We start from the raw sequence: 23,498 nt of genomic DNA, 5'->3' as shown, positions 1-23,498 counted from the left end.
TCGGACACATGGCTGACCAGACAGGCGATTACCTGCTGCACCTGGTGATCGGGGGCGAGCTGAAGCAGGTCGGCGGCCAGGAGTTCCGCGACCCCAGCCGAGTGGAGTTCGTCGGCGCCTTCTCGAACTACGAGACCGCCCGCACCGCCTGGAAGGCCCGCGCCCAGGCCACCGTCGACAACGCCCTGATGCGCTACTTCATCCTCCATGCCCACCGCCTGCTCGATCCGACCCACGACGGGCTATAGGGCGGGAGGTCAGCCGGGCTTCAGCCCTTGAAGTCGTCCTTGCCCGCTCGGATCTTCGTAAACGCCGTCACCGGGTCTCCGCCGACCAGCTCAAGCGCCCGCAGGAAGGGATTGGTGGCCTTCTCCACGCCGATGCTCGTCGGCACGGTGGGCTCGCCCCGCTGGCGGGCGGCGAACACCTCTCGCGCTCGCGTCGCCAGGGCCTCTCCCCTGTCCAAGGTGAGGGCGTAGCGGGCGTTGGAGGCGGTGTACTCGTGGGCGCAGTAGACGGTCGTCTCGTCCGGCAGAGCGGACAGGCGCTGCAGGCTGTCCCACATCATCGCCGGCGTCCCTTCGAACAGCCGCCCGCAGCCGAGCGCGAACAGGGTGTCGCCGACAAAGGCCGCGTGGTTTGCCGCATCGTAGTAGCTGATGTGGCCCAGCGTGTGGCCGCCGGTGTCCAGCACCTGGAAGCGTGTCCGCCCCAGCACCACTTCGTCGCCGCCTTTCACCTCGCGGTCGAGCGGCGCGGCGCGGCGCACCTCGGCCGGCCCCACGATCTGCGCCCCCGTGGCGGCCTGCACGTCAGCGTTGCCCTGGGTGTGGTCGGGGTGCCAGTGGGTGTTCAGGATCAGGCTAAGGCACCAGCCGCTGGCCTGAAGCTCGCCCAGCACCGCCTGACCGTCGGGGGTGTCCACCGCCGCCGTGTCGCCGGTGGCGGTATCGCGCACGAGATAGCCGTAGTTGTCCGACAGGCAGGGGAACAGGCGAACCTCGATCGGCATGGGCGACCCTTTCGTCTTCACAGGCGCTGAGCGCTTATATAGCACCCGAACGCCTGAACGGACCTCATGCGCCGCGACGTCACCACCCTGCGCACCTTCTATGCCGGCCCTCTGGGGCGCGCGGCCACTGACATGGTTGAGCGCAAGCTGGTGGAGGCCTGGGGCGATGCGCGCGGGCTCGACGTGTTGGGCGTCGGCTACGCCACCCCGTTCCTCGAGCCGTTCAACGCCCTGGCGCGGCGGGTGGTGGCCGCCATGCCGGCGGGGCAGGGGGTCGAGGCCTGGCCCATGGGCGACCCCAATCTCGCCTGCCTGGCGGGTGACCTCTCCTTGCCCTTCCAGAACGCCCTGTTCGACCGTGTGGCGATGGTGCACGCCCTGGAGGAGAGCGAAAATCCGACGGCCTTGCTCAAGGAGGTGCGCCGGGTGCTCGCGCCGTCCGGGCGGCTGATCGCGGTGGTCGCCAACCGGCGCGGCTGGTGGGCGCAGAGCGAGACCACGCCCTTCGGCTATGGACGCCCCTTCTCGCGGGGCCAGCTGGAGGAGGCGGTGCGCGACGCAGGGCTGGAGCCTACCGCCTGGTCCATGTGCCTGTACGCTCCGCCGTTTCCCTTGTTCGCCCGCCATGCAGAGCCCATCGAGCAGGCGGGCTCCAGGCTATGGGCGCCCATGGGCGGCCTGATCCTGATGGAGGCGGTGAAGCAGACCTTCGCGGTCAAGCCGCGGGGCGCGGTGGCGCCGGCGCGGGTCCCGCGCGCCCGCGTGGCGTCGCCTGTGCCGGTGGGCGCCAGGATCGAGAGCTGAGCTAGTCGAACAACCCGGCGGCCGCCGGAGCCGCTGGCGCGACGTGGTGGGTGCGGCTGAGCAGCAATAGGGCGGTTTCGGTGCGAAGATTGTCCAGCGCCCGGGTCGGGTCAATCTCGCGGGGGGCGGTACGCTCGCTGAGCGCCACGGCGGCCTCGATGCGCAGGTCCAGGTCGGCGCAGAGCTCGGTGAAGTCGCGCAGGGTGCACAGGTGGATGTTGATCGTGGCCCACCAGGGCTGGGGCAGGGCGCGGGTCAGCGGCATGCGCCCGTGCGCCAGCAGGGACGCGCGCACCCGCCAGTGGCCGAAGTTTGGGAACGACACGATGGCCCGCTCCGCCAGGCGCATCAGGTCCGACAGGACCTTCCGCGGCTGGCGGACGGCCTGCAGGGTCTGGGACAGGATGGCGTAGTCGAAAGCCTCGCTCGGGAATTCGCCGAGGTCGCTGTCGGCGTCGCCCTGCATCACCGACAGGCCGCGCGCCAGGCAGGCGCCCACGCCGTCCGAGCTGATCTCCAGGCCGCGGGCGTCCACGTCCTTCTCCCGCCGGAGCAGGTCGAGCAGCTCGCCCTCGCCGCAGCCCACATCGAGCACCCGCGCGCCGGGACGCACCAAGCGGGCGATCTCGCGGAAATCCTCGCGGATCATGGCCTGAGCCCCCGCGCATCGGCCGCCGAGTCCATGAAGCCCTGCAGCGCGCCGTGCATCACCGGCTCATCCAGCAGGAAGGCGTCGTGGCCCCTGTCGCTCTCGATCTCCAGGAAGCTGGTGCGCGCTCCGGCCGCGTTCAGGGCTCGCACCACGTGGCGACTCTCGGTCGTGGGGTAGAGCCAGTCGCTGGTGAAGCTCAGCACGCAGAAGCGCACCTCGCGAGCCCGGGCGAAGGCCCGGGCCAGCACGCCGCCGTGGCGAAGGGCCAGGTCGAAATAGTCCATGGCCCGGGTGATGTAGAGATAGGCGTTGGCATCGAAGCGGTCGACGAAGCTGGAGCCCTGGTGTCGCAGGTAGCTCTCCACCTGGAAGTCGGCGTCGAAGCCCCAGGACAGGCCGTCGCGCTGCAGCTCGCGGCCGAACTTCCTCTGCAGCGCCGGCTCCGACAGGTAGGTGATGTGCGCGGCCATCCGCGCCACCGCCAAGCCCTTCTCCGGGCGCACGGCCAGGCGCAGGTAGTCGCCGCCGCGCCACTCCGGGTCGGCCATGATCGCCTGGCGGCCGACCTCGTGGAAGGCGATGTTCTGGGCGGAGTGGCGGGCGGCCGAGGCGATGCAAACCGCCGAGAACATGCGCTCGGGATAGTCCGACGCCCATTGCAGCACCTGCATGCCGCCCATCGAGCCGCCCACTACGGCGAACAGGGTCTCGATCCCCAGCGCCGACAGCAGCTCGGCCTGGGCGCGCACCATGTCGCCGATGGTGATCACCGGGAAGTTCAGCCCGTATACCCGCCCGGTGACCGGATCGTGCGACGAAGGGCCGGTGGAGCCCATGCAGCCGCCGAGCACATTGGCGCAGATCACGAAATAGCGGTTCAGGTCGATGGGTCGGCCGGGTCCCACCACCTGGGTCCACCATCCAGGCTTGCCGCTCTGGGGATGGGGCGAGGCGACATGCTGGTCGCCGGTGAGCGCGTGGCAGATGAGGATGGCGTTGGACCGGTCCTCATTCAGCCTGCCATAGGTCTTGTAGGAGACCTCGACGCCGATCAGCCGTCCACCGGACTCCAGCCTGAGCGGCAGCTCGGGCGCGAGCTTAAGCACGCCACCGCCCGTCTCGATGGTCTGGATGGCGGGACGCACGTCCGTCATGGCCGGCTTGGAGCGCGCGTCGAGCACCCTGTCAATGCAGCGGCCTGGCTGGGAAAGCCGGCGGGCGCCCGCTAAAGGCATATGATGAGTTCAGCCACTCTGGTTCCCCCCGACCTGGACGCCCGCAAAGCCCGGGCGAGCGCCTGGTTCACCGAGCTGCGCGACCAGCTGCACCGCACCTTCGAGGCGATGGAGGACGAGGCCCCGGCCGACCTGTACCCGGGCGACCCGGGGCGGTTCGTGCTGACTCCCTGGGCCCGGGCCGAAGGCGGCGGCGGCGTCATGGGAATGATGCACGGCCGGCTGTTCGAAAAGGTGGGGGTGCACGTCTCCACCGTCCATGGAGAGTTCAGTCGCGACTTCGCCAAGTCCATGGCCGGAACCGAGGAGGATCGCCGCTTTTTCGCCACCGGCGTGAGCCTGATCGCCCACATGCGCAGTCCGCGGATCCCGGCGGTGCACATGAACACGCGCTTCATCGCCACGACGCAGAGCTGGTTCGGCGGCGGCGCGGACCTGACCCCGTTGCTGGCCGGGCAGCGGTCGCAGGATGCGCCGGACGCGATCGCCTTCCACGCGGCGTTGCGGAGCGCTTGCGACCCGCACGATCCCACCTGGCACGCCAGGTACAAGGCTTGGTGTGACGAGTACTTCTTCCTGCCGCACAGGAACGAGCCGCGCGGCGTCGGCGGCATCTTCTATGACCGGCATGACAGCGGTGATTTCGGCCGCGACTTAGCCTTCACCCGGGATGTCGGACGCGCCCTGCTGGCCGTCTATCCGCAGATCGTCCGCGCCCGGATGGGCGAACCCTGGACGCCTGAGGAGCGGGAGGAACAGCTGGTGCGCCGGGGCCGCTACGTGGAGTTCAATCTGCTCTACGACCGGGGCACCCTGTTCGGGCTGAAGACCGGTGGGAACATGGACTCCATCCTGTCGTCGATGCCTCCGGAGGTGAAGTGGCCATAACGGAGGCGGCACCTCTCACACGTTCAGATCGCGCCCGCGGGTCTCCGGAAGGAACAGGATCGCGCAGACGATACTGACCAGCGTCCCCACGGTGGGATACCAGAGGCCGAAATAGCTGTCCCCCGTGGCCGTCACCATGGCGTAGGCGGTGGCGGGCAGGAAGCCGCCCACCCAGCCGGTGCCGATGTGGTAGGGCAGGCTCAGCGCGGTGTAGCGCACCCGGCTCGGGAACAGCTCCACCAGGCACGCCGCCTGGGGGCCGTAGAGCGCGGTCGCGCCGACCGCCAGGACCACCAGCACCAGCAGGATTAGCGGGGCGTCGGCGTGCCGGGCTACGGCGGTCGCGGGATAGCCGGCCGCCTTCAGCGCCGTCTGCAGTTTGCCGCGCACCTGGGCCTGGGCGGCCTTCAGTCCGGCTGGCGTCAGCGGGCGGCCGTCCAGGGACGTGACGGTCAGCGCGCCCACCCGGGCGACCGCCGCTTGGAAGGACGGTCCGGGTAGATTGCGGTAGCTGACTCCAGCGTTTGTCAGAGCGCTCTTCAGGATGTCGCAAGAGGAGCGGAACTGCGCCTTGCCGACGGGGTCGAACTGCAGCGAGCAGTCGTGCGGGTCGGCGATGACGGTGACCGGCGCCCGCGTCTGGGCGGCGGCCATCGCCGGGTTGGCGGCGCTGGTCATCAGGTGGAAGCCGGGCCAAAGGGCGGCGGTGAACAGCACCATGCCGCCCACCATCACGAGCTTGCGCCCGATCCGGTCCGACAAGGACCCGAACAGCACATAGAGCGGGGCCGAGATCGCCACGAGCGCGATCATGATGGCGTTCACCGTCTCCGGCGCCACCTTCAGCACCTTCTCGACGAAGAACTGGCCGTAGAAGAAGGTCGTGTACCAGACCGTTCCCTGGGCGACCATGATGGCGAACAGCGCCAGCAGCACCCGGCGCAGGTTCGCGGGATCGAGAAAGGCGTCCGCATAGGGGCGCCTCGAGCGCCGGCCCTCCGCGTGCATGCGCCGGAACACCGGGCTCTCCGACAGCTTCAGCCGGAACCAGACGGATACCGCCACCAGCACCGCCGAGGCCAGGAACGGGATGCGCCACCCCCAGGCGGCGAACGCGGCCTCCCCCACCAGGGCGCGGGCGGTCAGGGTGACGACCAGCGCTCCGCCCAGCCCGAACGCGGCCGCCGCCCCGATCCAGCTGGTGAACTGGCCGCGCTTGCCGCCAGGCGAGTGCTCGGCGATGAAGATGGCCGCACCACCCCATTCGCCGCCCAGCGCAATGCCCTGGATCAGGCGCAGAGCTATGAAGACGATGGGCGAGACCAGGCCGACCTGCCGATACGTGGGCAGCAGGCCTATGGCGAAGGTCGCCGCCCCCATCATGATGACGGTGACCAGGAAGGCGCCCTTGCGACCGGCCCGGTCACCGATGCGCCCGAAGATCAGCGCGCCCAGGGGACGGAAAGCGAAACCCGCTGCGAAGGAGCCGAGAGCGAAGACGTAGGCGGCGGACTCGTTCAGCCCTGTGAAGAACACCCTCGAGATGATGGTGGCCAAGGGTACGAAGACGAAGAAGTCGTACCACTCGAACGCAGTGCCCGCAGCCGAAGCCGCCACCACCACGCGGATATCTGCAGCCCGTTCGACGCCCACTCCGGCCATGCGATCAACCCTGACGACGGTCCGGCTTAGTGCGCCGGGCGCGGCAGGTGAAGCGGATTGGCGCCTCAGATGGCCGGGAAAACGCCGATGGCGCCCCACGGCGGACCGTGGGGCGCTGCAAAAGCTTTACTCGGGAACGCTCCGCTAGTGCGGCGTCGCGTCGTGGGCGGTGTCCGTGACCGCCGCGCCCGTGGCGCTGACGTCCTTGCCGGCGCCGGCGATGGTGTTGCAGGCCGCGGTGGTCAGAGCGGCCGCAGCGACGAGGAGGATGGCGAGCTTGCGCATCTTAGTGCGGGGTCGCATCGTGGGCGGTGTCGGTGACCGCACCGCCAGCGGAACTGACGTCCTTGCCGGCGCCGGCGATTGTGTTGCACGCGGCCGAACTGAGGGCGGCGGCGGCGACGAGCAGAACGATGATCTTACGCATCTGGAATGTCTCCCCTTAAGGTCGAGCTTGAACGATCACGCCGCCGCCTGGTTCCCGGCATGGAGCTCTTCGGCTTCAGGAAGTTGAGGCCGCGGGAAGGTGAGCCTCACGCACACACCGCAATGCGGGGCGGGCTCCACCTCGGTGTGGCCACGAAGCTGACGCGCGAAAGCGCTCATCAGGGTGCGGCCGACGCCGGCAATGGGCATGGAGGCGGCGTCGCCTTGGCCGTCATCCTGGATTTCCAGCACCACCTCGTCGCCCAGAACACGGAACCGAACGTCGATGGAGCCGCCTTCCGGTCCGAAGGCATGCTTGCGCGCATTGGTGATCGCCTCCACCGCGAAGAGGGCGAGCGGCGCCAGCTTGTCGGGATCGATCTCCAGGTCGTCGGCATGCAATTCGGTGCGGATGGGCGCGGGCCGCCCGCCCTCGCCTGCGCCCAACTGGCCGACCAGCTCCTCCAGGAATTGGCGGACGTCGACTCTGCGCAGGTCGGGACCCTGGTAGAGGGCGCGATAGATCAGGGCGAGAGCCGTGATCCGCTGACGGGTGTCCGACATGGCCGCCCGGGCCGCCGGATCGGTCAGGGCGCGCTGCTGCATGTTGATCAGCGAGGTGATGACCTGAAGGTTGTTCTTCACCCTGTGATGTATCTCGCGCATCAGAGTGTCCTTCTGCGCGAGGGAGTCGCGAAGGCTCATGTCGCGGGCGACGATGGCGTCGGCCATGGCGTCCAGCGTGTGCGCCAGATCGCGGATCTCCGCCGGCGCCCTCTCGGCCTTCAGCGGGCGCACCGTGAAGCGCCCGCGGGCGTAGATGGAGGCGATTCTGTCGAGATAGTGCAGCCAGCGGATGACCACGCGATCCACAGCCAGCCAGACAGCGACCCAGGCCGCGAGCCACGCCAGGACGGGGAAGACGATGGCGCTGAACGGGTTCAGCCGCGCCCAGTAGAAGATGCCGGGCGCCGGAGCCGACAGGACGACATAGGCCTCCCCGCTCAGCAGCTGGGCGGCGGCGTAGTCACGCGGCGCGCCCTGCGCGTCCTTGGCAGTGAAAAGGTTGTGACCCTGGGCCAGCCGGGCGCGCCAGTCGGCCGGAAGCGGAGCAAAGGCGTCCCGGTCCGTCTGCACCAGGTAGTGCCCGTCTCCTGAGACAATAGCCACCGCCGTCCGTGCCGGCAGCGTCGGGTCCGACAGGTCGGGCTTCAGACTTGAGAGCAGGATGGAGGCGATCAGCGCCCCGTCAAAATGTCCGTCGCGACGCTCGGCGCGCGTAGCGGCGATGAGGGCCGGCTCGCCCGCAGCCTGTGATCGCGCCACCACGGTCTGCGTCCCGGCCTTCAGGCGTTGGAACCAGGGCAGGCTCGCCCTGTTCGCCGCGGGCAGGCTGGCTCCTGCGCAGACCACCCGGCCGTCGGCGTCGAGCCGGACGATGTTGCGGTAGCCGTCCAGCTCATTGAGGATGGCGGCGAGGCGTGGCGTGCACTCCAGCCCCACCGCTTCCGGCCGCAAGGTGTCCAGCAGGGCCATCGCCCCCTGGATGCGCGCCCGGCCGGTCAGCGCGCTCCGGGTGGCCGCCTGGGTGAGCGTCACCTGGCGGATGTGGCCTTCCCGGTTGAACTCGGTGGCGACCTGAAGCGCGCCAAGGACGAGTACGGGGAAGAGGGCCACGGCGAGAGCCAGGCCCAGTCGGAAGCGGATCGTCAGGCGGCCGGAGGCGCCCATGTCAGCGCGGTCCGCTCAACCGCTCCGCATCGTTCAGGATGGACCGCATGGCCTCGCCGGCCGCCCGGCCGTCACGGTGATAGGCGCCCTGTTCAAGAATGCCCTGCAGGGCGCGACGGGCCCTGCTGACCCGGCTCTTCACCGTCCCCACGGCGCAGCCGCAGATGTCCGCCGCCTCCTCGTAGGCGAAGCCGCCCGCGCCCACCAGGATCAACGCCTCGCGCTGCTCAGTCGGCAGCATGCCCATGGCCAGGCGCATCTCGTCCAGGGCGACGGGCGCTTCTGGGTCGTCCGCAGCCACCAAGGTCCGCTCCGCCGCCTCCTGGTCGAGCTGGGACTGCCGCCATGACCTTCGCTTCTCGGAATAGAACTGGTTGCGCAGGATCATGAAGGTCCAGGCCTTCATGTTGGTGCCCATCTGGAAGCTGGACCGCGCATCCCATGCCTTCAGCGTGGCGTCTTGGGCCAGGTCGTCGGCCGCCGCGGCATCGCCGCACAGGGTGCGGGCGAAGGCGCGCAGGTGGGGAATGAGGCCTACGAGATCGCGTTGGAACGCGGCTTCGGAGGCGGCGTCTAGATTGTTACGTTGGACCATCAGCCCTTACCGCCAGCCCCACCCTTATCATCGGCGCGCCGAAGGATATCAAGAAAGTCTTGTGGCACAGGCTCGTTGACGATCTCGTCGAACATGTGGCGCAGTTTCACCCCGATGGCCTGCTGACGCAGTCTGGCCTCATTCAGAGTCGGCTCGGCTGCAGGGGTTGCGGGTTGGCGAGGCTGGCCGTCGTCCTTCATGGTCGGTGTCCATTCGTACGCCTCGAAGCGCGCTCAGAGATTGGCGGGACGATGGGCAAAAACTCGCCGACATGACTAGGGTTCCGCAGAATAGACCGTATATTGACGCGTGAAGGCGCCTCTTCCAAAACGGGAAGCCGCCTCTCACGTCGTACGCAGCGTGGCTGCGTGAGACGGCTCGACAGGTCATCTCTGTAAGGTTCGTTTGGAGGCGGTATGGGTCTGTTGGAACGGCTGGCGCCGCACTTGCCGTACATGCGGCGCTACGCTCGCGCCCTAACCGGCGAGCAGAGCGCAGGCGACGCCTATGTGCGGGCGTCCCTTGAGGCCCTGGCCGCTGGGGAGCGGTCGCTTCCGCCTCACCTCACGCCGCGCGTGGCGCTGTATCACGTCTTCCACACCATCTGGGATGGCACGGGGGCTCAGCTTGAGGCCCGCAACGACAACGGCATGGAGGCCGGCAACGCGTCCGGCCGGCTGATGCGCATCGCTCCAAGGTCGCGGCAGGCCTTTCTGCTCACCGCCCTGGAGGGCTTCAATCCATCGGAGGCGGGCCAGATCCTGGGCGCCAGCGCGGGGGAGATCGAGGTGCTGATCTCCGAGGCGCAGGGCGAGATCGACGCCGAGCTCGCTACCGAGGTGCTGATCATCGAGGACGAACCGGTCATCGCCGCCGACATCGAGGCGTTGGTCCGCGAGCTTGGTCACAAGGTTCTGGATGTCGCCTCGACCCGCAGGGAAGCGGTTGAGGCCGTTGGGCGCGCCACGCCCGGCCTGGTCCTGGCCGACATCCAGCTGGCGGACGGATCGTCGGGCATCGACGCGGTGAAGGATATCCTGGGCCGCTTCGACGTCCCCGTCATCTTCATCACCGCCTTCCCCGAGCGTCTGCTGACGGGAGAGCGGCCTGAACCGACCTTCCTGATCACCAAGCCGTTCCAGCCGGAGACGGTGAAGGCGGCGATCGGGCAGGCGCTGTTCTTCCATCCCGCCCGTCCCAAGGTCGCCGCCTAGCTGATCGGAGGCGGAACCGGTGCTACAGCGCCGCGTTTCGAGGCCGCATCAAGTTGGATAGGATATTTTGCGATGGCGGCTTCCTCGACCTTAGATCCTGTCGCATCCAAGGTGGGGAGCACCCTGGACAGCGCGCGTCAAACCGCCCGCAGCGCCCGTGAGACGGTCGAAGAAGGCCGCCGCGCCTTGCCCAAGCTGAAGGGTGACGCCCGCAAGGCCTTCGACGACGGCGTAGACCAGCTGCGGCATCAGGCGCGTGACGCCGCCGACCAGGCCGGCGACCAGTTTGACACCGCCAAGCTCTACATGGTGGAGCGCGTGCAGGAACGGCCGATGACCGCGACGCTGGCTGCGCTCGGGGCTGGCTTTGTGCTGGGCCTGCTGTTTGCTGGCGGACGCCGGTGATCGCAAAGCTGGTAAGCTTCGTCATCGCGCTCGCCGCCATGGCGGCGGCGGCGTGCGTGCTGGTAGTGTCGGCAGCTTTCGCCTTCTACGCCCTGCTCCGGACCTATATCGGTCCATCAGGATCGGCGGCTTGCGTCACCCTTGCGGCAGCGATCGTCCTCGGCGTACTGGCGCTTTTCCTGTTCAGCAAGGCCAAAGGGCCGCATCTGAAAGCCAAGAGCAAGGCGGCGGACGGGTCGGGCAGTCTGGTGGAACGCCTGACTGATCTGGTCAGTGATCGTCCGGTGGTCGCCGCGAGTGCGGCGGTGGCGGCGGGCCTGCTGGCTTGGCGCAATCCCACCCTTGTCTCCACGGTTTTACGCGTGCTTGAGCCTCGTACGGAACGGAAGCGGGGCTGATCCTGCGCGTTGCCGCCCGGATGTCTTCCGTGTCCCGGGCTGCCCCGTCTCTAGCGTAGCCGTGGGGCTGTCGGAACGCTCGCCTGCAACGTACGTTTACGGGCGGGCGGATGGGAGGCCGGCGGGATCGCCTCGTCCTGGATCCGTGATCAGAGAGGGAGGCGGACTATGCTGAGGTGGGCTTTGATTTTCCTGGTGGTCGCGCTGGTCGCGGGCCTGCTGGGCTTTGGCGGAATTGCCGGCGCGGCGTCGAACATCGCCTACATCCTGTTTGTAATCTTCCTCGTTCTGTTCCTGGTCTCTCTGGTCATGCACCTCGTCCGGGGTAGAGGCATCTGAAACCCTGGGCCAAGCGGCGGTGGAACTCAGGAGGGCCCGGCGGCAGCGCTGGGCCCTTCGTTCTGAACGACGACCTCCGCACGGGAAAGCTTCGGCTCAGGCGCAGCTCCCTCCGGCGCAGATCGGCGGGGCAGCCGCCAGACGCGATGAATTTCCAGTGCTGCTCCGATCCAGCCGAGGGCTGTGACTTCCACGCAGCCTGGCGAGATTTCCAGGACATTGAAGCCTGGAGGGGCGCCACGGGTGCGCACCGACAGCGTGCCGGCCCCGACGGCGTAGGTCTGGCCGTCTCCGAACGGCAGGGCCACGGCGAACGGAGTGTGGACGTGGCCGGTCAGGATGATGTCGATCCCGCGATCGCAGAACAGCTTCGCCGCCGTCTGGCCCCGGTGCACGCCCCCGGTGACCGGCGTTCCAGTGATCTCCATCAGCGGATGATGGCAGCCGATGATCCTGATCTCGTCGGCGGGAAAGGCGGTGATCGCCTCCGCCGCAGCGGAGGCCAGCTTGAGGCTCACCGCGCCTTTCGACCAGTCGAACCGGGGCTGGGCGCCACGTGAGGTGTTGATCGTGCGGGCGTGCAATCCCGCCACGTCATAGCGGGAAGCGGACGGCTGTCCGATAAAGCGCCGGTAGCGCTTGAACGGCTGGAGCGCGCGCAACGGCAGGTTCCAATAGGGCGTATCGTGGTTGCCGGGCGTGACGAGCAGCGGGTTCGGAAGGCGCGCCAGCCATAGCTCGGCCGAGCGGAACTCCCGCGGGGTGCCGTTCAGCGTCAGATCGCCCGTCACCATCACTAGATCCGGCGGATCGGCGGTCACATAGGTGGTCGCCGCGTCGAGGGCGGCCGCATCCTCGCCGCCGAAGTGGATGTCGCTGAGCTGTACGACCCGCATCACGCCGCCGGCCGCTCGACCCCGACCGCCGCGGCGCCACGAGCGGCCTTGCGGGCGGCGTGCTCGCCAACCTCGCTTCGGGCTCGCAAGGCTTCGCAGTCTCCAGGGACCAGGGCGCGGAAGGCGCGCCGGCGATAGGCGAGCTTCACCGGTGGGTCCATCCGGCGTGGCTCGCCGTCGAGGATCACCGGAACGCGCCCATGCGCCCAGGCCGTCCCCGAGGTGCAGATCTCGATCTTCACCGACGGATCGTTCCGCCACCCGCCGGTGAGCGTGCTGAAGCCCAGGCGGAAGCCGTCCAGCGCCCCTTTCGGATCGAGCGTCGCAGCCTCCAGCCCCACGTCCTCGTCCAGCCCCTGGGAGACCAGCGGGCACATCAACGTCAGGGCCTCGGCCTTGCGCCGCTCCCCGCCGTTGAGTTCGAACCGCAGCCGCCCCTTGAAGGCGCGCAGCAGCGCCCGACGTGCACGCAGCACTGCGAGCTTCAGCTTGCCCTTGCGCACCGCCTCCCGCGCATCCGCCCATAGCGCCGGGGCCCCAAGGATCGCGGCGACGTAGAAGCCGTGGCCGCCGACTTCACCGCCTGAGACTTCGAGCTCTCGGCCCGTCTCCAAGATGGCGGTAAGGGCTTCGGGCCACGCGCGGCGACCGTTCAAGGCGTGAGGCAGCATGTTCATGGTGCCGCCCGGAAGGGCCGCGAGCAGGGGTCCGTCGGGCCCACATAGCTCCGCACTCAGGGCCAGGGTGCCGTCGCCCGCGAGGACGAACAAGGCGTCAGGCCGCTCCGCCACAGCCGCCCGGACCGCATCGGCGATGCCGGCGGGCTGGACGGCGCGCGGCTCGATATCAAGGCCATACCGGGCGGCGATCGCCTTCATGCGGGCCGCTGCGTCGGCGCCGACGCTTCCGGACGCGGCGTTGAGAACCGCCGTCACCTTGCCGAGCCGCACGTGGGGAGTGAGGCGAGCGTCGGGGTGCAGTTCTGCCATGCCTGCGAAACGGATGGCGCAGACCTGCGTTCCTCTTGAACTCGCGCGCAGGCTCCGACATCGTGCGGCAGGTGGTCGGCGGTAACAGTCCGCACGCGGGTGCGCTTATGGGGGGCGGATGAGGGTGTCTTTCGCCGCGTGCCTGGCGATCGGCCTTTGCGGTTGCGCCGTGCGCCACGTGGCCCGGCCGGACTGGGCTCGCCTGGGCAACACCTCCACGGCGGACAGCGGCCCTACCTACCACCGAGACCCGCACCATCAGTATTTCGACAAAGCGCACAACCGCTACTACTACTACGATCTGACGCAGAAGCGGTTCTTCTGGGAGAACGGCCAGCCCAAGAGCTGACCGGTTTGGGGGCGAGGCGAATGATGCGCTTGAGATCAGGAAGCGAGGTCGCGGCGATGGGAGCCGGCGCAGGCGTGGGGCTCGCGGCGCTGGCGGCCCTGTTGCTGGCCGGTTGCGCGTCCACGCCGCTGAAGCCGATGGCGGTGGGGACCAGCCCGTCCTGTACCGACGTGGTCTTTCCGATCTACTTCGCCGAGGGGTCGGACCAGCTGACGGCCACCGCGGATCAGGTGATCGGCTCGGAAGCCGCCCAGGTGCACGGATGCCGGATCGGCTATGTCAGCGTGCTTGGCCTGACCGACGCGGCGGGCGGCGTAGCCCACAACCTCGATCTGTCCCGCCGCCGCGCCGCGACGGTGGCGAAGGCCCTGGCCTCCGCCGGCTTGCCGACCCCCAAGTTCGAGGTGAACGGGGCTGGCGAGACCGGTGCTCTGACGGACAAGGGTCGTCCAGTCCCCCTCCGCCGCAAGACGGAAGTGGTGATCCACGCCTTGCCGACCTGAGCGGAGTGCGGGCGATGGCCGGCTCTGGAACGGCGGCGCCGATACGACGTTTGCTGCGCTGGATCACGCGGTGACGTGGACCGTGGGAGAGAGCCGTCATGTCGACACCGCCACCGGACAGGAACGCCGCTCCAGGCCCGGAGGTGACGGTCACGGACGCGCGCGGCGCCCAGAGAACCGGCCGCAACATCTGGATTCTGGTGATCTCCCTGGGTGCAGCTGTGGTTCTGTTGCTCGGTTACACGCTGCTGCATGCACCGAGGATGGGGGCCATCAACCACCCGCAGCCTCGCGATGAAAACGCCCAGGACATCAGCACCTTCAACACCCCCGGCGGTTCAGCCCGTGGAGCCCCTCCAGGCGAGCCTTCGACCACCGGGAACGCCCAGTAGCTGCGGCCGGGCGGCAGCCGCCTTCCCTCCGCTTGAACATATAAGGATCGCTTTATATGGTGCCTCGGCCCCTGCCTTCCGCGGGGACGACCGCGGAGAGAGCGTCCTTGAGCCGACCGTCCTACATCTTCACCAGCGAGAGCGTGTCCGAAGGCCATCCCGACAAGGTCGCGGATCGCATTTCCGACACCGTGGTCGATGCTTTCCTGAGCTCCGATCCCTATGCCCGCGTCGCCTGCGAGACCATGGTCACCACCAACCGCATCATCCTCGCGGGTGAGGTGCGCGGCCCCGAGGGGGTGGTGGCAGACTTGGAGGAGAAGGTCCGCGCCGCCGTCAAGGACATCGGCTACGAGCAGGAGGGTTTCCACTGGAAGACGGCCGACTACGCCTGCCACCTGCACGCCCAGTCCGCCGACATCGCCATGGGCGTGGACGCCGCAGGCAACAAGGACGAGGGCGCGGGCGACCAGGGCATCATGTTCGGCTATGCCACCAACGAGACGCCTGAGTTGATGCCGGCGACGCTGCAGTTCTCCCACAACATCCTCAAGCGCTTGGCCGAGGTGCGCCACAGCGGCGAGGAGAGCGGGCTGGAGCCTGACGCCAAGAGCCAGGTGACGCTGCTCTACGAGAACGGCCGCCCGGTGCGCGCCACCTCCATCGTGCTCTCCACCCAGCACAAGGAGGGGCTGACGCCCGCCGACGTGCACCAGATCGTGGAGCCCTACATCCGCAGCGTCTTCCCAGATGGCTTCGTCACCGACGAGACCGAGTGGCACGTGAACCCCACCGGCAACTTCGTCATCGGCGGCCCGGACGGCGACTGCGGCCTGACTGGGCGCAAAATCATCGTGGACACCTATGGCGGCGCTTCGCCCCACGGCGGCGGCGCCTTCTCCGGCAAGGACCCCACCAAGGTGGACCGCTCGGCGGCCTACATCTGCCGCTATCTGGCCAAGAACGTCGTGGCCGCCGGGCTGGCCGACAAGTGCACCATCCAGATCAGCTATGCGATCGGGGTGGCCAAGCCGCTCAGCTTCTATGTGGACCTGCACGAGTCCGGCCAGGTCGACCCTGCCAAGCTGGAGGCGATCCTGCCCGACCTGATCGGCGGGGCCACGCCGCGAGCGATCCGCGAGCATCTGAAGCTGAACCTGCCGATCTACGCGCGCACCTCCGCCTACGGTCATTTCGGCCGCCAGCCGGACGCCGACGGCGGCTTCTCGTGGGAGAAGACCGACCTCGTGAATGAGCTGAAGGGCTTGGCCTAGCCCTTCGGCCCCCATCGACGGGGAGGGGCTAGAGTATAGCCATGCCCCAGCAGCCGCACGGTCCGCTCCGCAGCTTCGGCCGCCTCAAGGCGCGACCGATCAAGCCCCGCCAGGCGGCCCTGATCGAGACGCTGCTGCCCACGGTGAGGCTGGACCTGTCCGCCCCGCTCGACCTTCGGGCATTGAGTGCAGACGCCACGGAGACCTGGCTGGAGATCGGCTTCGGCGGTGGCGAGCATCTGGCGGGCCAGGCGGCGCGTCATCCCGAGCACCTGCTGCTCGGCGCGGAGCCCTTCCTGAACGGGGCGGCGAGCGCGCTTCGCCATATCGAGGATGACGCGTTGACCAATGTGCGCCTGCATGTCGGCGATGCGCGCGAGCTCATCGCCGTCCTGCCGGACGCGGGCCTGAGCCGCATCTTCATCCTGTTCCCCGACCCGTGGCCCAAGACGCGCCACCACAAGCGCCGCCTGATCCAGCCGGACCTGGTCGGGGAGCTTGCAAGGGTGCTGGCGCCGGGCGGCCGGCTGCGCTTCGCCACCGACTGGGCGGACTACGCCAATTCCGCGCTGCAGCGGCTGCGCGCCGAACCGCGCCTGCGGTGGACAGCCCGTCGCGCCGACGACTGGCGTACGGCGCCGGCGGACCACGTCCCGACGCGGTACCAGGCCAAACGACTGGGCGACATCGCGCCGGTCTATCTGGACTTCGTGCGCACGGGATGAGCTTGCGTCCGGCGCACGACGGGCCACGTAACACCCCCATGAAGCCTGTGTCCGCGCCGCTCCTCCGCCTGATCGCGCTCGTCTTCGCTGCGGGTCTCGCAGCGGCGGCGCTCGCCACCCCGGTCGCGGCCGCGCCCCTGCAGACCGCAGTGTTCTCCGGCGGCTGCTTCTGGTGCATGGAGCATGACATGAAGGCCATCCCCGGCGTCGTGTCGGTGCAGAGCGGCTATACGGGGGGCGCGGTGGACCACCCGAGCTACGAGCAGGTCTCCTCGGAGACCACGGGCCACTACGAATCGGTCAAGGTGACCTTTGATCCCGCCAGGATCGACTACGGCTTCCTGCTGTACCGCTACTGGAAGCTGGTGGATCCCACCGACAATGGCGGCCAGTTCTGCGACCGCGGCCCGTCCTACCGGCCGGCGATCTTCGTGGCCAACGATCGGCAGCGAAAGGTCGCCTTGCAGTCCGAGGCGGAGGCTCAGAAGCAGCTGAAGCACGGCAGGATCATCGTTCCAATCCTGCCGCTGAAGGCCTTCTGGCCGGCTGAGGACTACCACCGCGACTACGCTCACACCCACGCGCTGGAGTACAACCTCTACCGCGCCGGATGCGGCCGGGACGCGACCCTGCGCAAGGTCTGGGGCCAGGGCTGAGCTCAGGATCGTCCGTGTTCGCCTTCGGCAAGGATCGCGTTGCACGAAAGCCTAAAGACCGGCTGCCTCTGCGATCGGGTGTCGCCCGCGGGCCATCCATGCGAGTGCAATGCACAAGATGATGGCGGCGATTCCGAACACTCCAGCCCCGCAGAAGAACAACGCATAGGCCTGCTCCAAGGAACGCCCGTGATCGAGGCTCAGAACCGCTGCGCCCGACCATCCCTTCAGCAGCTTGCCGGACCATGCGAGAGCTGAGGTCAACAGGGCGTATTGCGTCGCGGTGTAGCCGACCTGGGTCAGGGTGGACATGTAGGCGATCAGGGCGACGCCTGCGAAATTCATGACGAAGTCGTCGAAGGCCATGAGGCCTGAGAAGACCGGCAGGCTTGGCCCGGTGAGGACCAGCAAGGCGAAGGCGGCGACGGCCAGTGGCTGCAGTACAGCGCCGGTGATCAAGGCCGGCATATGGCCGAACCGGGCCGCGAACAGGCCTCCGGCGGCGATCCCGAGAAGGGTCGAAGGCAGCCCGATCGCCAGCCTCACACCGGCCACCACGCTCTTGTGCAGGCCGACCTGGACATAGAAGGGATTGATCACCGGGCCCCGCAGATAGTCCGAGAGGTGGTAGGCGCTCACGGTCAGCAGGATCAGGAGCGCCATGGCCCCCCATTGCCGGAAGAAGGCGATGAACGGGCCGACGACTGCGTCGAAGATGCGCGAAGGTCTAAGGCCAGCCGCCGCCTTCCGCGCCAGGACGGCGTTCGCGCGTGCGGGCTCTCGGGCCCACAGCGTGGCGGTGACGCCGATGACGACCGCTCCGGCGAAGGCGCCGTAGGCAGTCTGCCAGCCCACCGCCTCGGCCATCAGCAGGATCACAGACCCGGTCAGGATGACGGCGACCTGATAGCCAAGCTTGTAGCTCGCGGTGAGCAGGTCGAGCTCCTCGCCGTCGTCTGCGGATTCGATCCGCCAGGCGTCTATGACCACATCCTGTGTCGCGGCCGCAAAGGCGGTGAGCAGGGCGAAGCCGGTAAGTGCTGCTAGGCGGGTATGTGGGTCGCTCGCGGCCATGCCCGCCAGCCCCAAGCCGATCCCGAGCTGCGCCCACAAGATCCAGCCCCGCCTTCGGCCCAGCCGCCCCACGAGCGGCGGTCCCAGGCTGTCCACCACCGCGCCCCAGATGAACTTCAGCGAATAGGCCAGTCCTACCCAGGACAGGTAGCCGATCAGGGCCAGGTTGACGTGGCTGTCGCCAAGCCAGTAGCTCAGAGTATTTCCGATCAGGAGGAAGGGAAGTCCGGAGGAAAAGCCGAGGCCCAGCATGACTGTGACCTTGGGCCGGCCGAGGGCGCGGAGGACCTCACCGGGACCCAGACGTCCACGATGTCCCGAGGCAGGGTGTTTAGGCACGGCTTGCACTCGACCGGCTTAGCTTCAGTCGTCGCACAAGGCGAGGGGCGGCGTTGGCCCGCCTCAGGTATGGGAGGTCTGCGGGTTCGGACGCAAGCGCGCCAGCGTCGCTTCGAGGGCTGCGGGATCCAGCGGCTTGGTCAGGAAGTCGTCCATGCCAGCCTCGAGGCAGGCGCGGCGGTCGTCATCGAAGGCGTTGGCGGTCAACGCCACGACCGGCGTGGTGCAGCCGGCCGCGCGGAGCGCCCGCGCCGCATCGAGGCCGCTCATGCCGGGCATGCGCATGTCCATCAGGATCAGGTCGTAAGGTCGCGCCAGGGCCGCGGAGACCGCCTCTTCGCCAGCCGCTGCGCGATCCACCATGCAGCCCGCGCGATTGAGCAGCGCCCGGGCCAGCAGGGCGTTCACCGGATTGTCCTCGGCGAGCAGGACCCGCAATCCCGCCGTCGTGTTTCCTAGGGTCGCGCGTTCGTCCCGCGGCGATCCCTCATCCGGGATCGGCGTGGCCGGCCGGGCGACCGCGAGGACTCGCTCGGCGAGCGAGGTCCGCCGCAACGGCTTTATCAGGTAGCCAGCGTAGCCGAGCGCTCTCAGGGGTTCGATGCGGCCGCGGGCCTCCGGCGCCAGGAGCACCAGGGCCGGCGGGTCGCCGGGGTGCGGCCGGGGCGCATCCTCGCCGATGTCGACCAGCAGCACATCGCAGGCCTCCCGCGGCGCCAGCTTGGCTCCGCAGGCGCGCAACTGCCCGGCCGCGGCGGCCCGCACGATAGGCGACTGCGTCGCCAGATGGATCCGCAGGCCTTCCAGTCCGCTCTCGGCGGCGACGGGTCCTGCGGCTTCGAACTCGGCCTCGAACCAGAAGCTTGCGCCCTCACCCGGCCTGCTCTCGACCCCCACCTCTCCCTCGAAGGCTTGGGCCAGCCGCTTGACAATGGCGAGGCCCAGGCCGGCTCCGCCGGCGCGCTCACCCGCGTCTGCCTGGACGAACTCCTCGAAGATGCGGGCGCTGTCGCGAGGATCCAGCCCTGGCCCTGTGTCGGAGACGGTGAACCGCACGCGCAGGCGACCGGCGGCCAGCGGGCCAGCGACATCGGCGTTCACCAGGACGCCGCCGGCGCGGGTCAGCTTCACCGCGTTCCCGGCGAGGTTGAACAGGATCTGGCGCAGCCGTCCGTCGTCCAGGTTCAAGGGTGGCACTCCGGCGTCCACCGCCCAGCCGATCTCCAGCCCTGCGGCATGCGCCCGGGGACTGAGCAGTTCGCACACACCCTGCAGGAGGTGCTCGATATCCGTCGCGCTCGGCTCCAGATCGATCCGGCCCGCTTCCAGCTTGGCGAGGTCCAGCACGTCGTTGACCAGGCCGAGCAGGTGGTCGGCGCATTCGTGCAGCGTGGCGAGGTAGGCGGTCTGGGTCACGTCCAGGGGTGTCGAGGCGAGCAGCCCCGCCATGCCGATGACACCATTCAGAGGCGTCCGGATCTCATGGCTCAGCAAGGCGAACACCCGTTCGCGCGCGCGGGCGCGTGCTTCGTCCCAGCCGCCCTCTGGCCAGCCGCCCTCTGGCCAGCCGCCTTCAGGGTGGCCGGACGGACGCGTCTCGCCGGACTGGTCGCTGATCGACATGCCGAAAGTTTGAGCCTTTCCGCCTTAACGCCGCCCCAAGACGATGAGCGACTATCCCATCACCACAAACACACGTAGGGGATGCGGCAGATCGCAGTTTTGAACCTTGGCCTGTACGGCTTTGTACAAGGTCATCCCGATAGCCGTCCGCGGATGGCGTCCAGACCAGGAGCTTAGATGGCCGACCGCGCTGGCACGAACGGGCCCGATCCCATTGATGTCGCCGTGGGACTGCGCCTTCGGACGCTGCGGAAGTCGCGCGGCATGTCCCAGGAGCAGCTCGGGCGTGCTCTCGGCATCACCTTTCAGCAGATCCAGAAGTACGAGCGGGGGACCAACCGCATCTCCGCCTCCATGCTGGTGAAGTCGGCGCGCGCCCTGTCGGTCGCGCCGACCACTCTGCTGCCCGACGAAGGCGATCCGACGCCACGCTCGCCCGCCATTCTGACCCTGCTGGCGCAGATGCGCGGAGTGGAGGAGCTCGTGGAGACCTACGCCCGGATCAAGTCACCCCGCCTGCGCCGCGCCGTCCTGCAGCTTTCCCGCAGCCTGGCTGCGAACGCCGAGGCCGAAGGCGCCGCCGCGGAGCCGGTCGAACACGCCTGAGCGAACCTAGCGGCGACCCGCATCGCTTGTAGGCTCCGCGGCCGGGTCGAGCTGATCGTGACGATAGCCTTCGGGCGGCGGCTCGAACGCCGAGCGGAAGGTGGGCGAAGGACCGTTCTGCAGAGTGGGTTTGCGGTAGATGAGGGCTTCGGCCACGTGCACCCGCTGCACCGGGCCGGAGGCGTCCAGGTCCGCAATCGTGCGGGCCAGCCGCTTGGTCCGGGTGAAGGCGCGGGCGGAGAAACCCTGCACCTCCGCCGCCTGGTTGAGCAGGGCGGTCGCCTTGGCCTCGATGCCGAGCACCCGCTCCAGCGCCTCCCCGTCGAGTCGGGCGTTGAGGGCGCCCCCAAGGTCCTCCTGGCGGCCGACCTGGATTTCGCGGGCGCGCGCCACCCGCTTCGCCGCCTGTTCGGTGCCGTCTGCGGGCGCAGGCAGGGCCAGATCGGCCGCGGTGACCGGAGGCATCTCCACCTGAAGGTCCATGCGGTCCATAAGCGGGCCGGAGACCCGGCCTTGGTATTGCAGCTGGCAGCGGGGCGCCTTGCCGCAGGCGCCGCGGCCTGGCCCGCCGTGCCCGCAGCGGCAGGGATTCATGGCGGCGACGAGTTGCATGCGGGCCGGATAGCGCACATGCGCGTTGGCGCGCGCGACCATCACCTCGCCCGTCTCCAGCGGTCCTCGCAGCGAATCCAGCACCTGAGGGTGGAATTCGGGCAGCTCGTCCAGGAACAGCACGCCGTTGTGGGCGAGTGAAATCTCCCCCGGCTTGGCCCGGGCGCCCCCGCCGGTCAGCGCGGCCATGCTGGCCGAGTGATGCGGCGAGCGGAACGGCCGCGCCCGGGTCAGCGCGCCTTTGGCGATCAGCCCGGCCACCGAGTGGATCATCGAGGTCTCCAGCAGCTCGCGCGGCGACAGCGGCGGCAGCAGGCCGGGCAGACGCTGGGCCAGCATGGACTTGCCTGAGCCCGGCGGGCCGACCATCAGCAGGTTGTGGCCGCCGGCCGCCGCGATCTCCAGGGCGCGCTTGGCCTGCTCCTGGCCCTTGACGTCACGGAGGTCGGCGAAGTCGCCGCCGTCCAGCACCGGGCCGGGTTTGGGCGCGCCCAGGACCTGGGTCCCGCGGAGGTGGTTCAGCAGGCTGATGAGCGAGCGGGGCGCCAGGACACGCACGTCGCCGGCCCAGGCCGCTTCCGGCCCCGAGGCCTCCGGACAGATCAGGCCCAGCCCGAACTCGGAGGCGGCGACGGCGGCGGGCAGGGCGCCGGCCGTGGGGGCGATCTGGCCATCCAGTCCCAGCTCCCCGAAGGCCATCCAGCCGTTTAGCGCATCGGGCGGCAGGATGCCCATCACGCCCATCATGGCCAGGGCGATCGGCAGGTCGTAATGGCTCCCCTCCTTGGGCAGGTCGGCCGGGGCGAGGTTGACGATCAACCGCTTGGCCGGCAGCGCCAGGCCCAGCCCGGTGAAGGCGGCGCGCACGCGCTCGCGGCTTTCGGCCACGGCCTTGTCACCCAGGCCCACCACGACGAAGGCGACCACGCCGGAGCTGGCCTGCACCTCCACCTCGACCCGGCGCGCCTCCACGCCTTCGAACGCCACGGTGACCACCCGCGCGACCATCACCCGCCCCTGCAACCTGCACGTAACCTGCGCGACGCACACGCAGGGCGTCAAGAACAAGAATGGAACTACACGTGTTTAAGCGATGGTTAATTCCGGAACAGACCAAGTCCGGCGTGGCCTTCCGCCCTCAACGCCTCGATCCGGTCCCACATCAGCGCGGTGGCGTCCACGCCGGTGAAACGCTTGAGTTGCTGTGCGCCGGTCGGGGAAGTGACGTTGATCTCGGTGAGGTAGTCGCCGATCACATCCACCCCGACGAAGATGAGCCCGCGGGTTCTGAGGTCCGGTCCGATGGTGGCGCAGAGTTCACGGTCACGGGCGGTCAGCTCCACCGCTTCCGCTCGCCCCCCCACGTGCAGGTTGGAGCGGACCGCCCCCTCGGCCGGCACGCGGTTGATCACGCCCACGGGCTCGCCGTCCACCAGCAGGATGCGCTTGTCGCCCTGGGCTATGGCCGGCAGGAAGGCCTGGCAGATCACCGGCTCGCGGTTCAAGGCGAAATGCAGCTCCAGCAGGGCGTCCAGGTTGCCGTCGCCGGGCTTCAGCCGGGTGACGCCGGAACCGCCGCCGCCGTAGAGCGGCTTCAGGATCATGTCGGGAAAGCGCAACCTGAACTCGGCGATGGCCCTCAGGTCGCGCGAGATCAGCGTCGGCGGCTGCAGGCCCTTGAAGCGTGTGACAAACAGCTTCTCGGGGGCGTTGCGCACCTCGACCGGGTCGTTCACCACCAGCGTCTCGGGGTGGATGTGCTCCAGGATGTGGGTGGCGGTGATGTAGTGCATGTCGAAGGGCGGATCCTGACGCAGCAGCACCACGTCGACGTCCTCGGCCAGGTCCAGCAGTACGGGCTCGCCCAGGGTATAGTGGTCGCCGGGCGTGGCTCGGACCTCCAGCGGGTGGGCGCGGGCGGTGACGTGGCCGTCCTCTAGCGCCAGCCGCTCGGGCTGATAGACCCAGAGGCTGTGGCCCCGCGCCTGGGCGTTCAGGGCCATCAGGACGGTGGTGTCCACCTCCGGGTTGGCCAGCTCGATGGGGTCCATCTGGATCGCGACGCGCAGCGCCATGGCGCAGGTCCTCCTGAAAACGGC

29 protein-coding genes are annotated in these 23,498 nt (G+C 68.9%); 14 read left to right on the top strand and 15 right to left on the bottom strand.

Features of this window, described 5'->3' with window-relative positions; genetic code table 11:
- Positions 1-8 precede the first annotated feature (8 nt).
- Positions 9-248 (top strand): DUF4170 domain-containing protein, encoded by a 240-nt coding sequence (locus tag HUV06_RS00350; RefSeq protein WP_174299277.1) that lies wholly within the window; start codon positions 9-11, stop codon positions 246-248.
- Positions 249-268: 20 nt separating this feature from the next.
- On the opposite strand, the gene gloB is transcribed toward HUV06_RS00350, so the two are convergent.
- Entirely contained in the window at positions 269-1,012 is a 744-nt protein-coding gene (gene gloB, locus HUV06_RS00345; RefSeq protein WP_174299276.1) for a hydroxyacylglutathione hydrolase, read from the bottom strand.
- 66 nt (positions 1,013-1,078) lie between these two features.
- Here gloB and HUV06_RS00340 point away from each other — a divergent pair, with 66 nt between their 5' ends.
- Entirely contained in the window at positions 1,079-1,816 is a 738-nt protein-coding gene (locus tag HUV06_RS00340) for a class I SAM-dependent methyltransferase (protein WP_174299275.1), read from the top strand.
- 1 nt (position 1,817) lies between these two features.
- Here HUV06_RS00340 and metW read toward each other — a convergent pair whose 3' ends face one another.
- Together metW and HUV06_RS00330 are read right to left on the bottom strand one after the other, a co-directional pair.
- The gene (gene metW / locus HUV06_RS00335; RefSeq protein ID WP_174299274.1) at positions 1,818-2,465 is read right to left on the bottom strand and encodes a methionine biosynthesis protein MetW; all 648 of its coding nucleotides are present in this window, start codon (positions 2,463-2,465) and stop codon (positions 1,818-1,820) included.
- Positions 2,462-3,622, bottom strand: coding sequence for a homoserine O-acetyltransferase (locus tag HUV06_RS00330; RefSeq protein ID WP_174299291.1), 1,161 nt, complete (start codon positions 3,620-3,622; stop codon positions 2,462-2,464). The genes metW and HUV06_RS00330 overlap by 4 nt, the downstream gene beginning before the upstream one ends.
- Before the next feature lie 84 nt (positions 3,623-3,706).
- Between HUV06_RS00330 and hemF the strand changes: the two genes are divergently transcribed.
- Positions 3,707-4,591, top strand: coding sequence for an oxygen-dependent coproporphyrinogen oxidase (hemF, locus tag HUV06_RS00325; RefSeq protein WP_174299273.1), 885 nt, complete (start codon positions 3,707-3,709; stop codon positions 4,589-4,591).
- A gap of 15 nt (positions 4,592-4,606) precedes the next feature.
- Here hemF and HUV06_RS00320 read toward each other — a convergent pair whose 3' ends face one another.
- The 6 genes from HUV06_RS00320 to HUV06_RS00295 form a co-directional block, all read right to left on the bottom strand.
- Positions 4,607-6,253: an MFS transporter gene (locus tag HUV06_RS00320; RefSeq protein WP_174299272.1), complete on the bottom strand. Its 1,647-nt coding sequence runs from the start codon at positions 6,251-6,253 to the stop codon at positions 4,607-4,609.
- A 144-nt stretch (positions 6,254-6,397) separates the two neighbouring features.
- Positions 6,398-6,538 (bottom strand): entericidin A/B family lipoprotein, encoded by a 141-nt coding sequence (locus HUV06_RS00315; protein ID WP_174299271.1) that lies wholly within the window; start codon positions 6,536-6,538, stop codon positions 6,398-6,400.
- Between the two features lies 1 nt (position 6,539).
- Positions 6,540-6,680: an entericidin A/B family lipoprotein gene (locus tag HUV06_RS00310; protein ID WP_174299270.1), complete on the bottom strand. Its 141-nt coding sequence runs from the start codon at positions 6,678-6,680 to the stop codon at positions 6,540-6,542.
- A gap of 35 nt (positions 6,681-6,715) precedes the next feature.
- The gene (locus HUV06_RS00305; protein WP_174299269.1) at positions 6,716-8,410 is read right to left on the bottom strand and encodes a sensor histidine kinase; all 1,695 of its coding nucleotides are present in this window, start codon (positions 8,408-8,410) and stop codon (positions 6,716-6,718) included.
- A gap of 1 nt (position 8,411) precedes the next feature.
- On the bottom strand, positions 8,412-9,005 hold the full coding sequence (locus tag HUV06_RS00300) for a sigma-70 family RNA polymerase sigma factor (RefSeq protein WP_174299268.1): 594 nt from the start codon (positions 9,003-9,005) through the stop codon (positions 8,412-8,414).
- On the bottom strand, positions 9,005-9,205 hold the full coding sequence (locus tag HUV06_RS00295) for a NepR family anti-sigma factor (RefSeq protein ID WP_174299267.1): 201 nt from the start codon (positions 9,203-9,205) through the stop codon (positions 9,005-9,007). Before HUV06_RS00295 ends, HUV06_RS00300 begins: the two co-directional genes overlap by 1 nt.
- Before the next feature lie 216 nt (positions 9,206-9,421).
- On the opposite strand from HUV06_RS00295, the gene HUV06_RS00290 reads away from it, so the two are divergent.
- The 4 genes from HUV06_RS00290 (at position 9,422) to HUV06_RS00275 (ending at position 11,361) form a co-directional block, all read left to right on the top strand.
- The gene (locus HUV06_RS00290) at positions 9,422-10,219 is read left to right on the top strand and encodes a response regulator (RefSeq protein ID WP_174299266.1); all 798 of its coding nucleotides are present in this window, start codon (positions 9,422-9,424) and stop codon (positions 10,217-10,219) included.
- Positions 10,220-10,291: 72 nt separating this feature from the next.
- Complete coding sequence (locus tag HUV06_RS00285; RefSeq protein ID WP_174299265.1) at positions 10,292-10,624, top strand: hypothetical protein; 333 nt, start codon at positions 10,292-10,294, stop codon at positions 10,622-10,624.
- The gene (locus tag HUV06_RS00280; RefSeq protein WP_174299264.1) at positions 10,621-11,022 is read left to right on the top strand and encodes a hypothetical protein; all 402 of its coding nucleotides are present in this window, start codon (positions 10,621-10,623) and stop codon (positions 11,020-11,022) included. The genes HUV06_RS00285 and HUV06_RS00280 overlap by 4 nt, the downstream gene beginning before the upstream one ends.
- A gap of 168 nt (positions 11,023-11,190) precedes the next feature.
- Positions 11,191-11,361 (top strand): DUF1328 domain-containing protein, encoded by a 171-nt coding sequence (locus tag HUV06_RS00275; protein WP_174299263.1) that lies wholly within the window; start codon positions 11,191-11,193, stop codon positions 11,359-11,361.
- A 26-nt stretch (positions 11,362-11,387) separates the two neighbouring features.
- On the opposite strand, the gene HUV06_RS00270 is transcribed toward HUV06_RS00275, so the two are convergent.
- Together HUV06_RS00270 and HUV06_RS00265 are read right to left on the bottom strand one after the other, a co-directional pair.
- Positions 11,388-12,257 (bottom strand): metallophosphoesterase, encoded by an 870-nt coding sequence (locus tag HUV06_RS00270; protein WP_174299262.1) that lies wholly within the window; start codon positions 12,255-12,257, stop codon positions 11,388-11,390.
- Positions 12,257-13,246 carry a diacylglycerol kinase family protein gene (locus tag HUV06_RS00265; protein ID WP_174299261.1) on the bottom strand — a complete coding sequence of 330 codons (990 nt, stop codon included), beginning with the start codon at positions 13,244-13,246 and terminating at the stop codon, positions 12,257-12,259. The genes HUV06_RS00270 and HUV06_RS00265 overlap by 1 nt, the downstream gene beginning before the upstream one ends.
- A 118-nt stretch (positions 13,247-13,364) precedes the next feature.
- Between HUV06_RS00265 and HUV06_RS00260 the strand changes: the two genes are divergently transcribed.
- From HUV06_RS00260 to msrA, 6 genes are all read left to right on the top strand, one after another.
- Entirely contained in the window at positions 13,365-13,595 is a 231-nt protein-coding gene (locus tag HUV06_RS00260; RefSeq protein WP_174299260.1) for a hypothetical protein, read from the top strand.
- Between the two features lie 56 nt (positions 13,596-13,651).
- Positions 13,652-14,098: an OmpA family protein gene (locus HUV06_RS00255; RefSeq protein ID WP_174299259.1), complete on the top strand. Its 447-nt coding sequence runs from the start codon at positions 13,652-13,654 to the stop codon at positions 14,096-14,098.
- A gap of 98 nt (positions 14,099-14,196) precedes the next feature.
- The gene (locus tag HUV06_RS00250) at positions 14,197-14,490 is read left to right on the top strand and encodes a hypothetical protein (RefSeq protein WP_174299258.1); all 294 of its coding nucleotides are present in this window, start codon (positions 14,197-14,199) and stop codon (positions 14,488-14,490) included.
- Between the two features lie 107 nt (positions 14,491-14,597).
- Positions 14,598-15,764: a methionine adenosyltransferase gene (gene metK / locus HUV06_RS00245; protein ID WP_174299257.1), complete on the top strand. Its 1,167-nt coding sequence runs from the start codon at positions 14,598-14,600 to the stop codon at positions 15,762-15,764.
- A gap of 35 nt (positions 15,765-15,799) precedes the next feature.
- Positions 15,800-16,489: a tRNA (guanosine(46)-N7)-methyltransferase TrmB gene (gene trmB / locus HUV06_RS00240; RefSeq protein WP_174299290.1), complete on the top strand. Its 690-nt coding sequence runs from the start codon at positions 15,800-15,802 to the stop codon at positions 16,487-16,489.
- A 38-nt stretch (positions 16,490-16,527) separates the two neighbouring features.
- Positions 16,528-17,145, top strand: a complete 618-nt coding sequence (msrA, locus tag HUV06_RS00235) for a peptide-methionine (S)-S-oxide reductase MsrA (protein WP_174299256.1) — start codon at positions 16,528-16,530, stop codon at positions 17,143-17,145.
- A gap of 51 nt (positions 17,146-17,196) precedes the next feature.
- Here the strand turns inward: msrA and HUV06_RS00230 are convergent, their stop codons facing one another.
- On the bottom strand, positions 17,197-18,471 hold the full coding sequence (locus HUV06_RS00230) for an MFS transporter (RefSeq protein ID WP_174299255.1): 1,275 nt from the start codon (positions 18,469-18,471) through the stop codon (positions 17,197-17,199).
- A gap of 150 nt (positions 18,472-18,621) precedes the next feature.
- Positions 18,622-20,181 carry a response regulator gene (locus HUV06_RS00225; RefSeq protein WP_174299254.1) on the bottom strand — a complete coding sequence of 520 codons (1,560 nt, stop codon included), beginning with the start codon at positions 20,179-20,181 and terminating at the stop codon, positions 18,622-18,624.
- Positions 20,182-20,358: 177 nt separating this feature from the next.
- On the opposite strand from HUV06_RS00225, the gene HUV06_RS00220 reads away from it, so the two are divergent.
- Positions 20,359-20,787 carry a helix-turn-helix domain-containing protein gene (locus tag HUV06_RS00220; RefSeq protein ID WP_174299253.1) on the top strand — a complete coding sequence of 143 codons (429 nt, stop codon included), beginning with the start codon at positions 20,359-20,361 and terminating at the stop codon, positions 20,785-20,787.
- Between the two features lie 6 nt (positions 20,788-20,793).
- Here the strand turns inward: HUV06_RS00220 and HUV06_RS00215 are convergent, their stop codons facing one another.
- Together HUV06_RS00215 and gshB are read right to left on the bottom strand one after the other, a co-directional pair.
- On the bottom strand, positions 20,794-22,407 hold the full coding sequence (locus tag HUV06_RS00215) for a YifB family Mg chelatase-like AAA ATPase (protein ID WP_174299252.1): 1,614 nt from the start codon (positions 22,405-22,407) through the stop codon (positions 20,794-20,796).
- Positions 22,408-22,496: 89 nt separating this feature from the next.
- Positions 22,497-23,474, bottom strand: coding sequence for a glutathione synthase (gene gshB, locus HUV06_RS00210; RefSeq protein WP_174299251.1), 978 nt, complete (start codon positions 23,472-23,474; stop codon positions 22,497-22,499).
- Positions 23,475-23,498: the final 24 nt, after the last annotated feature.

Source organism: Caulobacter sp. S45, assembly GCF_903642205.1.
Taxonomy (GTDB): domain Bacteria; phylum Pseudomonadota; class Alphaproteobacteria; order Caulobacterales; family Caulobacteraceae; genus CAHJWH01.
This window is presented reverse-complemented; position numbering and strand designations above follow the sequence as displayed.

Coding starts and splice junctions, on each gene's coding strand:
- HUV06_RS00350 (WP_174299277.1), top strand. CDS start 9: ATGGCTGACCAGACAGGCGATTACCTGCTGCACCTGGTGATCGGGGGC.
- gloB (WP_174299276.1), bottom strand. CDS start 1,012: ATGCCGATCGAGGTTCGCCTGTTCCCCTGCCTGTCGGACAACTACGGC.
- HUV06_RS00340 (WP_174299275.1), top strand. CDS start 1,079: ATGCGCCGCGACGTCACCACCCTGCGCACCTTCTATGCCGGCCCTCTG.
- metW (WP_174299274.1), bottom strand. CDS start 2,465: ATGATCCGCGAGGATTTCCGCGAGATCGCCCGCTTGGTGCGTCCCGGC.
- HUV06_RS00330 (WP_174299291.1), bottom strand. CDS start 3,622: ATGACGGACGTGCGTCCCGCCATCCAGACCATCGAGACGGGCGGTGGC.
- hemF (WP_174299273.1), top strand. CDS start 3,707: ATGAGTTCAGCCACTCTGGTTCCCCCCGACCTGGACGCCCGCAAAGCC.
- HUV06_RS00320 (WP_174299272.1), bottom strand. CDS start 6,253: ATGGCCGGAGTGGGCGTCGAACGGGCTGCAGATATCCGCGTGGTGGTG.
- HUV06_RS00315 (WP_174299271.1), bottom strand. CDS start 6,538: ATGCGCAAGCTCGCCATCCTCCTCGTCGCTGCGGCCGCTCTGACCACC.
- HUV06_RS00310 (WP_174299270.1), bottom strand. CDS start 6,680: ATGCGTAAGATCATCGTTCTGCTCGTCGCCGCCGCCGCCCTCAGTTCG.
- HUV06_RS00305 (WP_174299269.1), bottom strand. CDS start 8,410: ATGGGCGCCTCCGGCCGCCTGACGATCCGCTTCCGACTGGGCCTGGCT.
- HUV06_RS00300 (WP_174299268.1), bottom strand. CDS start 9,005: ATGGTCCAACGTAACAATCTAGACGCCGCCTCCGAAGCCGCGTTCCAA.
- HUV06_RS00295 (WP_174299267.1), bottom strand. CDS start 9,205: ATGAAGGACGACGGCCAGCCTCGCCAACCCGCAACCCCTGCAGCCGAG.
- HUV06_RS00290 (WP_174299266.1), top strand. CDS start 9,422: ATGGGTCTGTTGGAACGGCTGGCGCCGCACTTGCCGTACATGCGGCGC.
- HUV06_RS00285 (WP_174299265.1), top strand. CDS start 10,292: ATGGCGGCTTCCTCGACCTTAGATCCTGTCGCATCCAAGGTGGGGAGC.
- HUV06_RS00275 (WP_174299263.1), top strand. CDS start 11,191: ATGCTGAGGTGGGCTTTGATTTTCCTGGTGGTCGCGCTGGTCGCGGGC.
- HUV06_RS00270 (WP_174299262.1), bottom strand. CDS start 12,257: ATGCGGGTCGTACAGCTCAGCGACATCCACTTCGGCGGCGAGGATGCG.
- HUV06_RS00265 (WP_174299261.1), bottom strand. CDS start 13,246: ATGGCAGAACTGCACCCCGACGCTCGCCTCACTCCCCACGTGCGGCTC.
- HUV06_RS00260 (WP_174299260.1), top strand. CDS start 13,365: ATGAGGGTGTCTTTCGCCGCGTGCCTGGCGATCGGCCTTTGCGGTTGC.
- HUV06_RS00255 (WP_174299259.1), top strand. CDS start 13,652: ATGGGAGCCGGCGCAGGCGTGGGGCTCGCGGCGCTGGCGGCCCTGTTG.
- HUV06_RS00250 (WP_174299258.1), top strand. CDS start 14,197: ATGTCGACACCGCCACCGGACAGGAACGCCGCTCCAGGCCCGGAGGTG.
- msrA (WP_174299256.1), top strand. CDS start 16,528: ATGAAGCCTGTGTCCGCGCCGCTCCTCCGCCTGATCGCGCTCGTCTTC.
- HUV06_RS00230 (WP_174299255.1), bottom strand. CDS start 18,471: ATGCTGGGCCTCGGCTTTTCCTCCGGACTTCCCTTCCTCCTGATCGGA.
- HUV06_RS00225 (WP_174299254.1), bottom strand. CDS start 20,181: ATGTCGATCAGCGACCAGTCCGGCGAGACGCGTCCGTCCGGCCACCCT.
- HUV06_RS00220 (WP_174299253.1), top strand. CDS start 20,359: ATGGCCGACCGCGCTGGCACGAACGGGCCCGATCCCATTGATGTCGCC.
- HUV06_RS00215 (WP_174299252.1), bottom strand. CDS start 22,407: ATGGTCGCGCGGGTGGTCACCGTGGCGTTCGAAGGCGTGGAGGCGCGC.
- gshB (WP_174299251.1), bottom strand. CDS start 23,474: ATGGCGCTGCGCGTCGCGATCCAGATGGACCCCATCGAGCTGGCCAAC.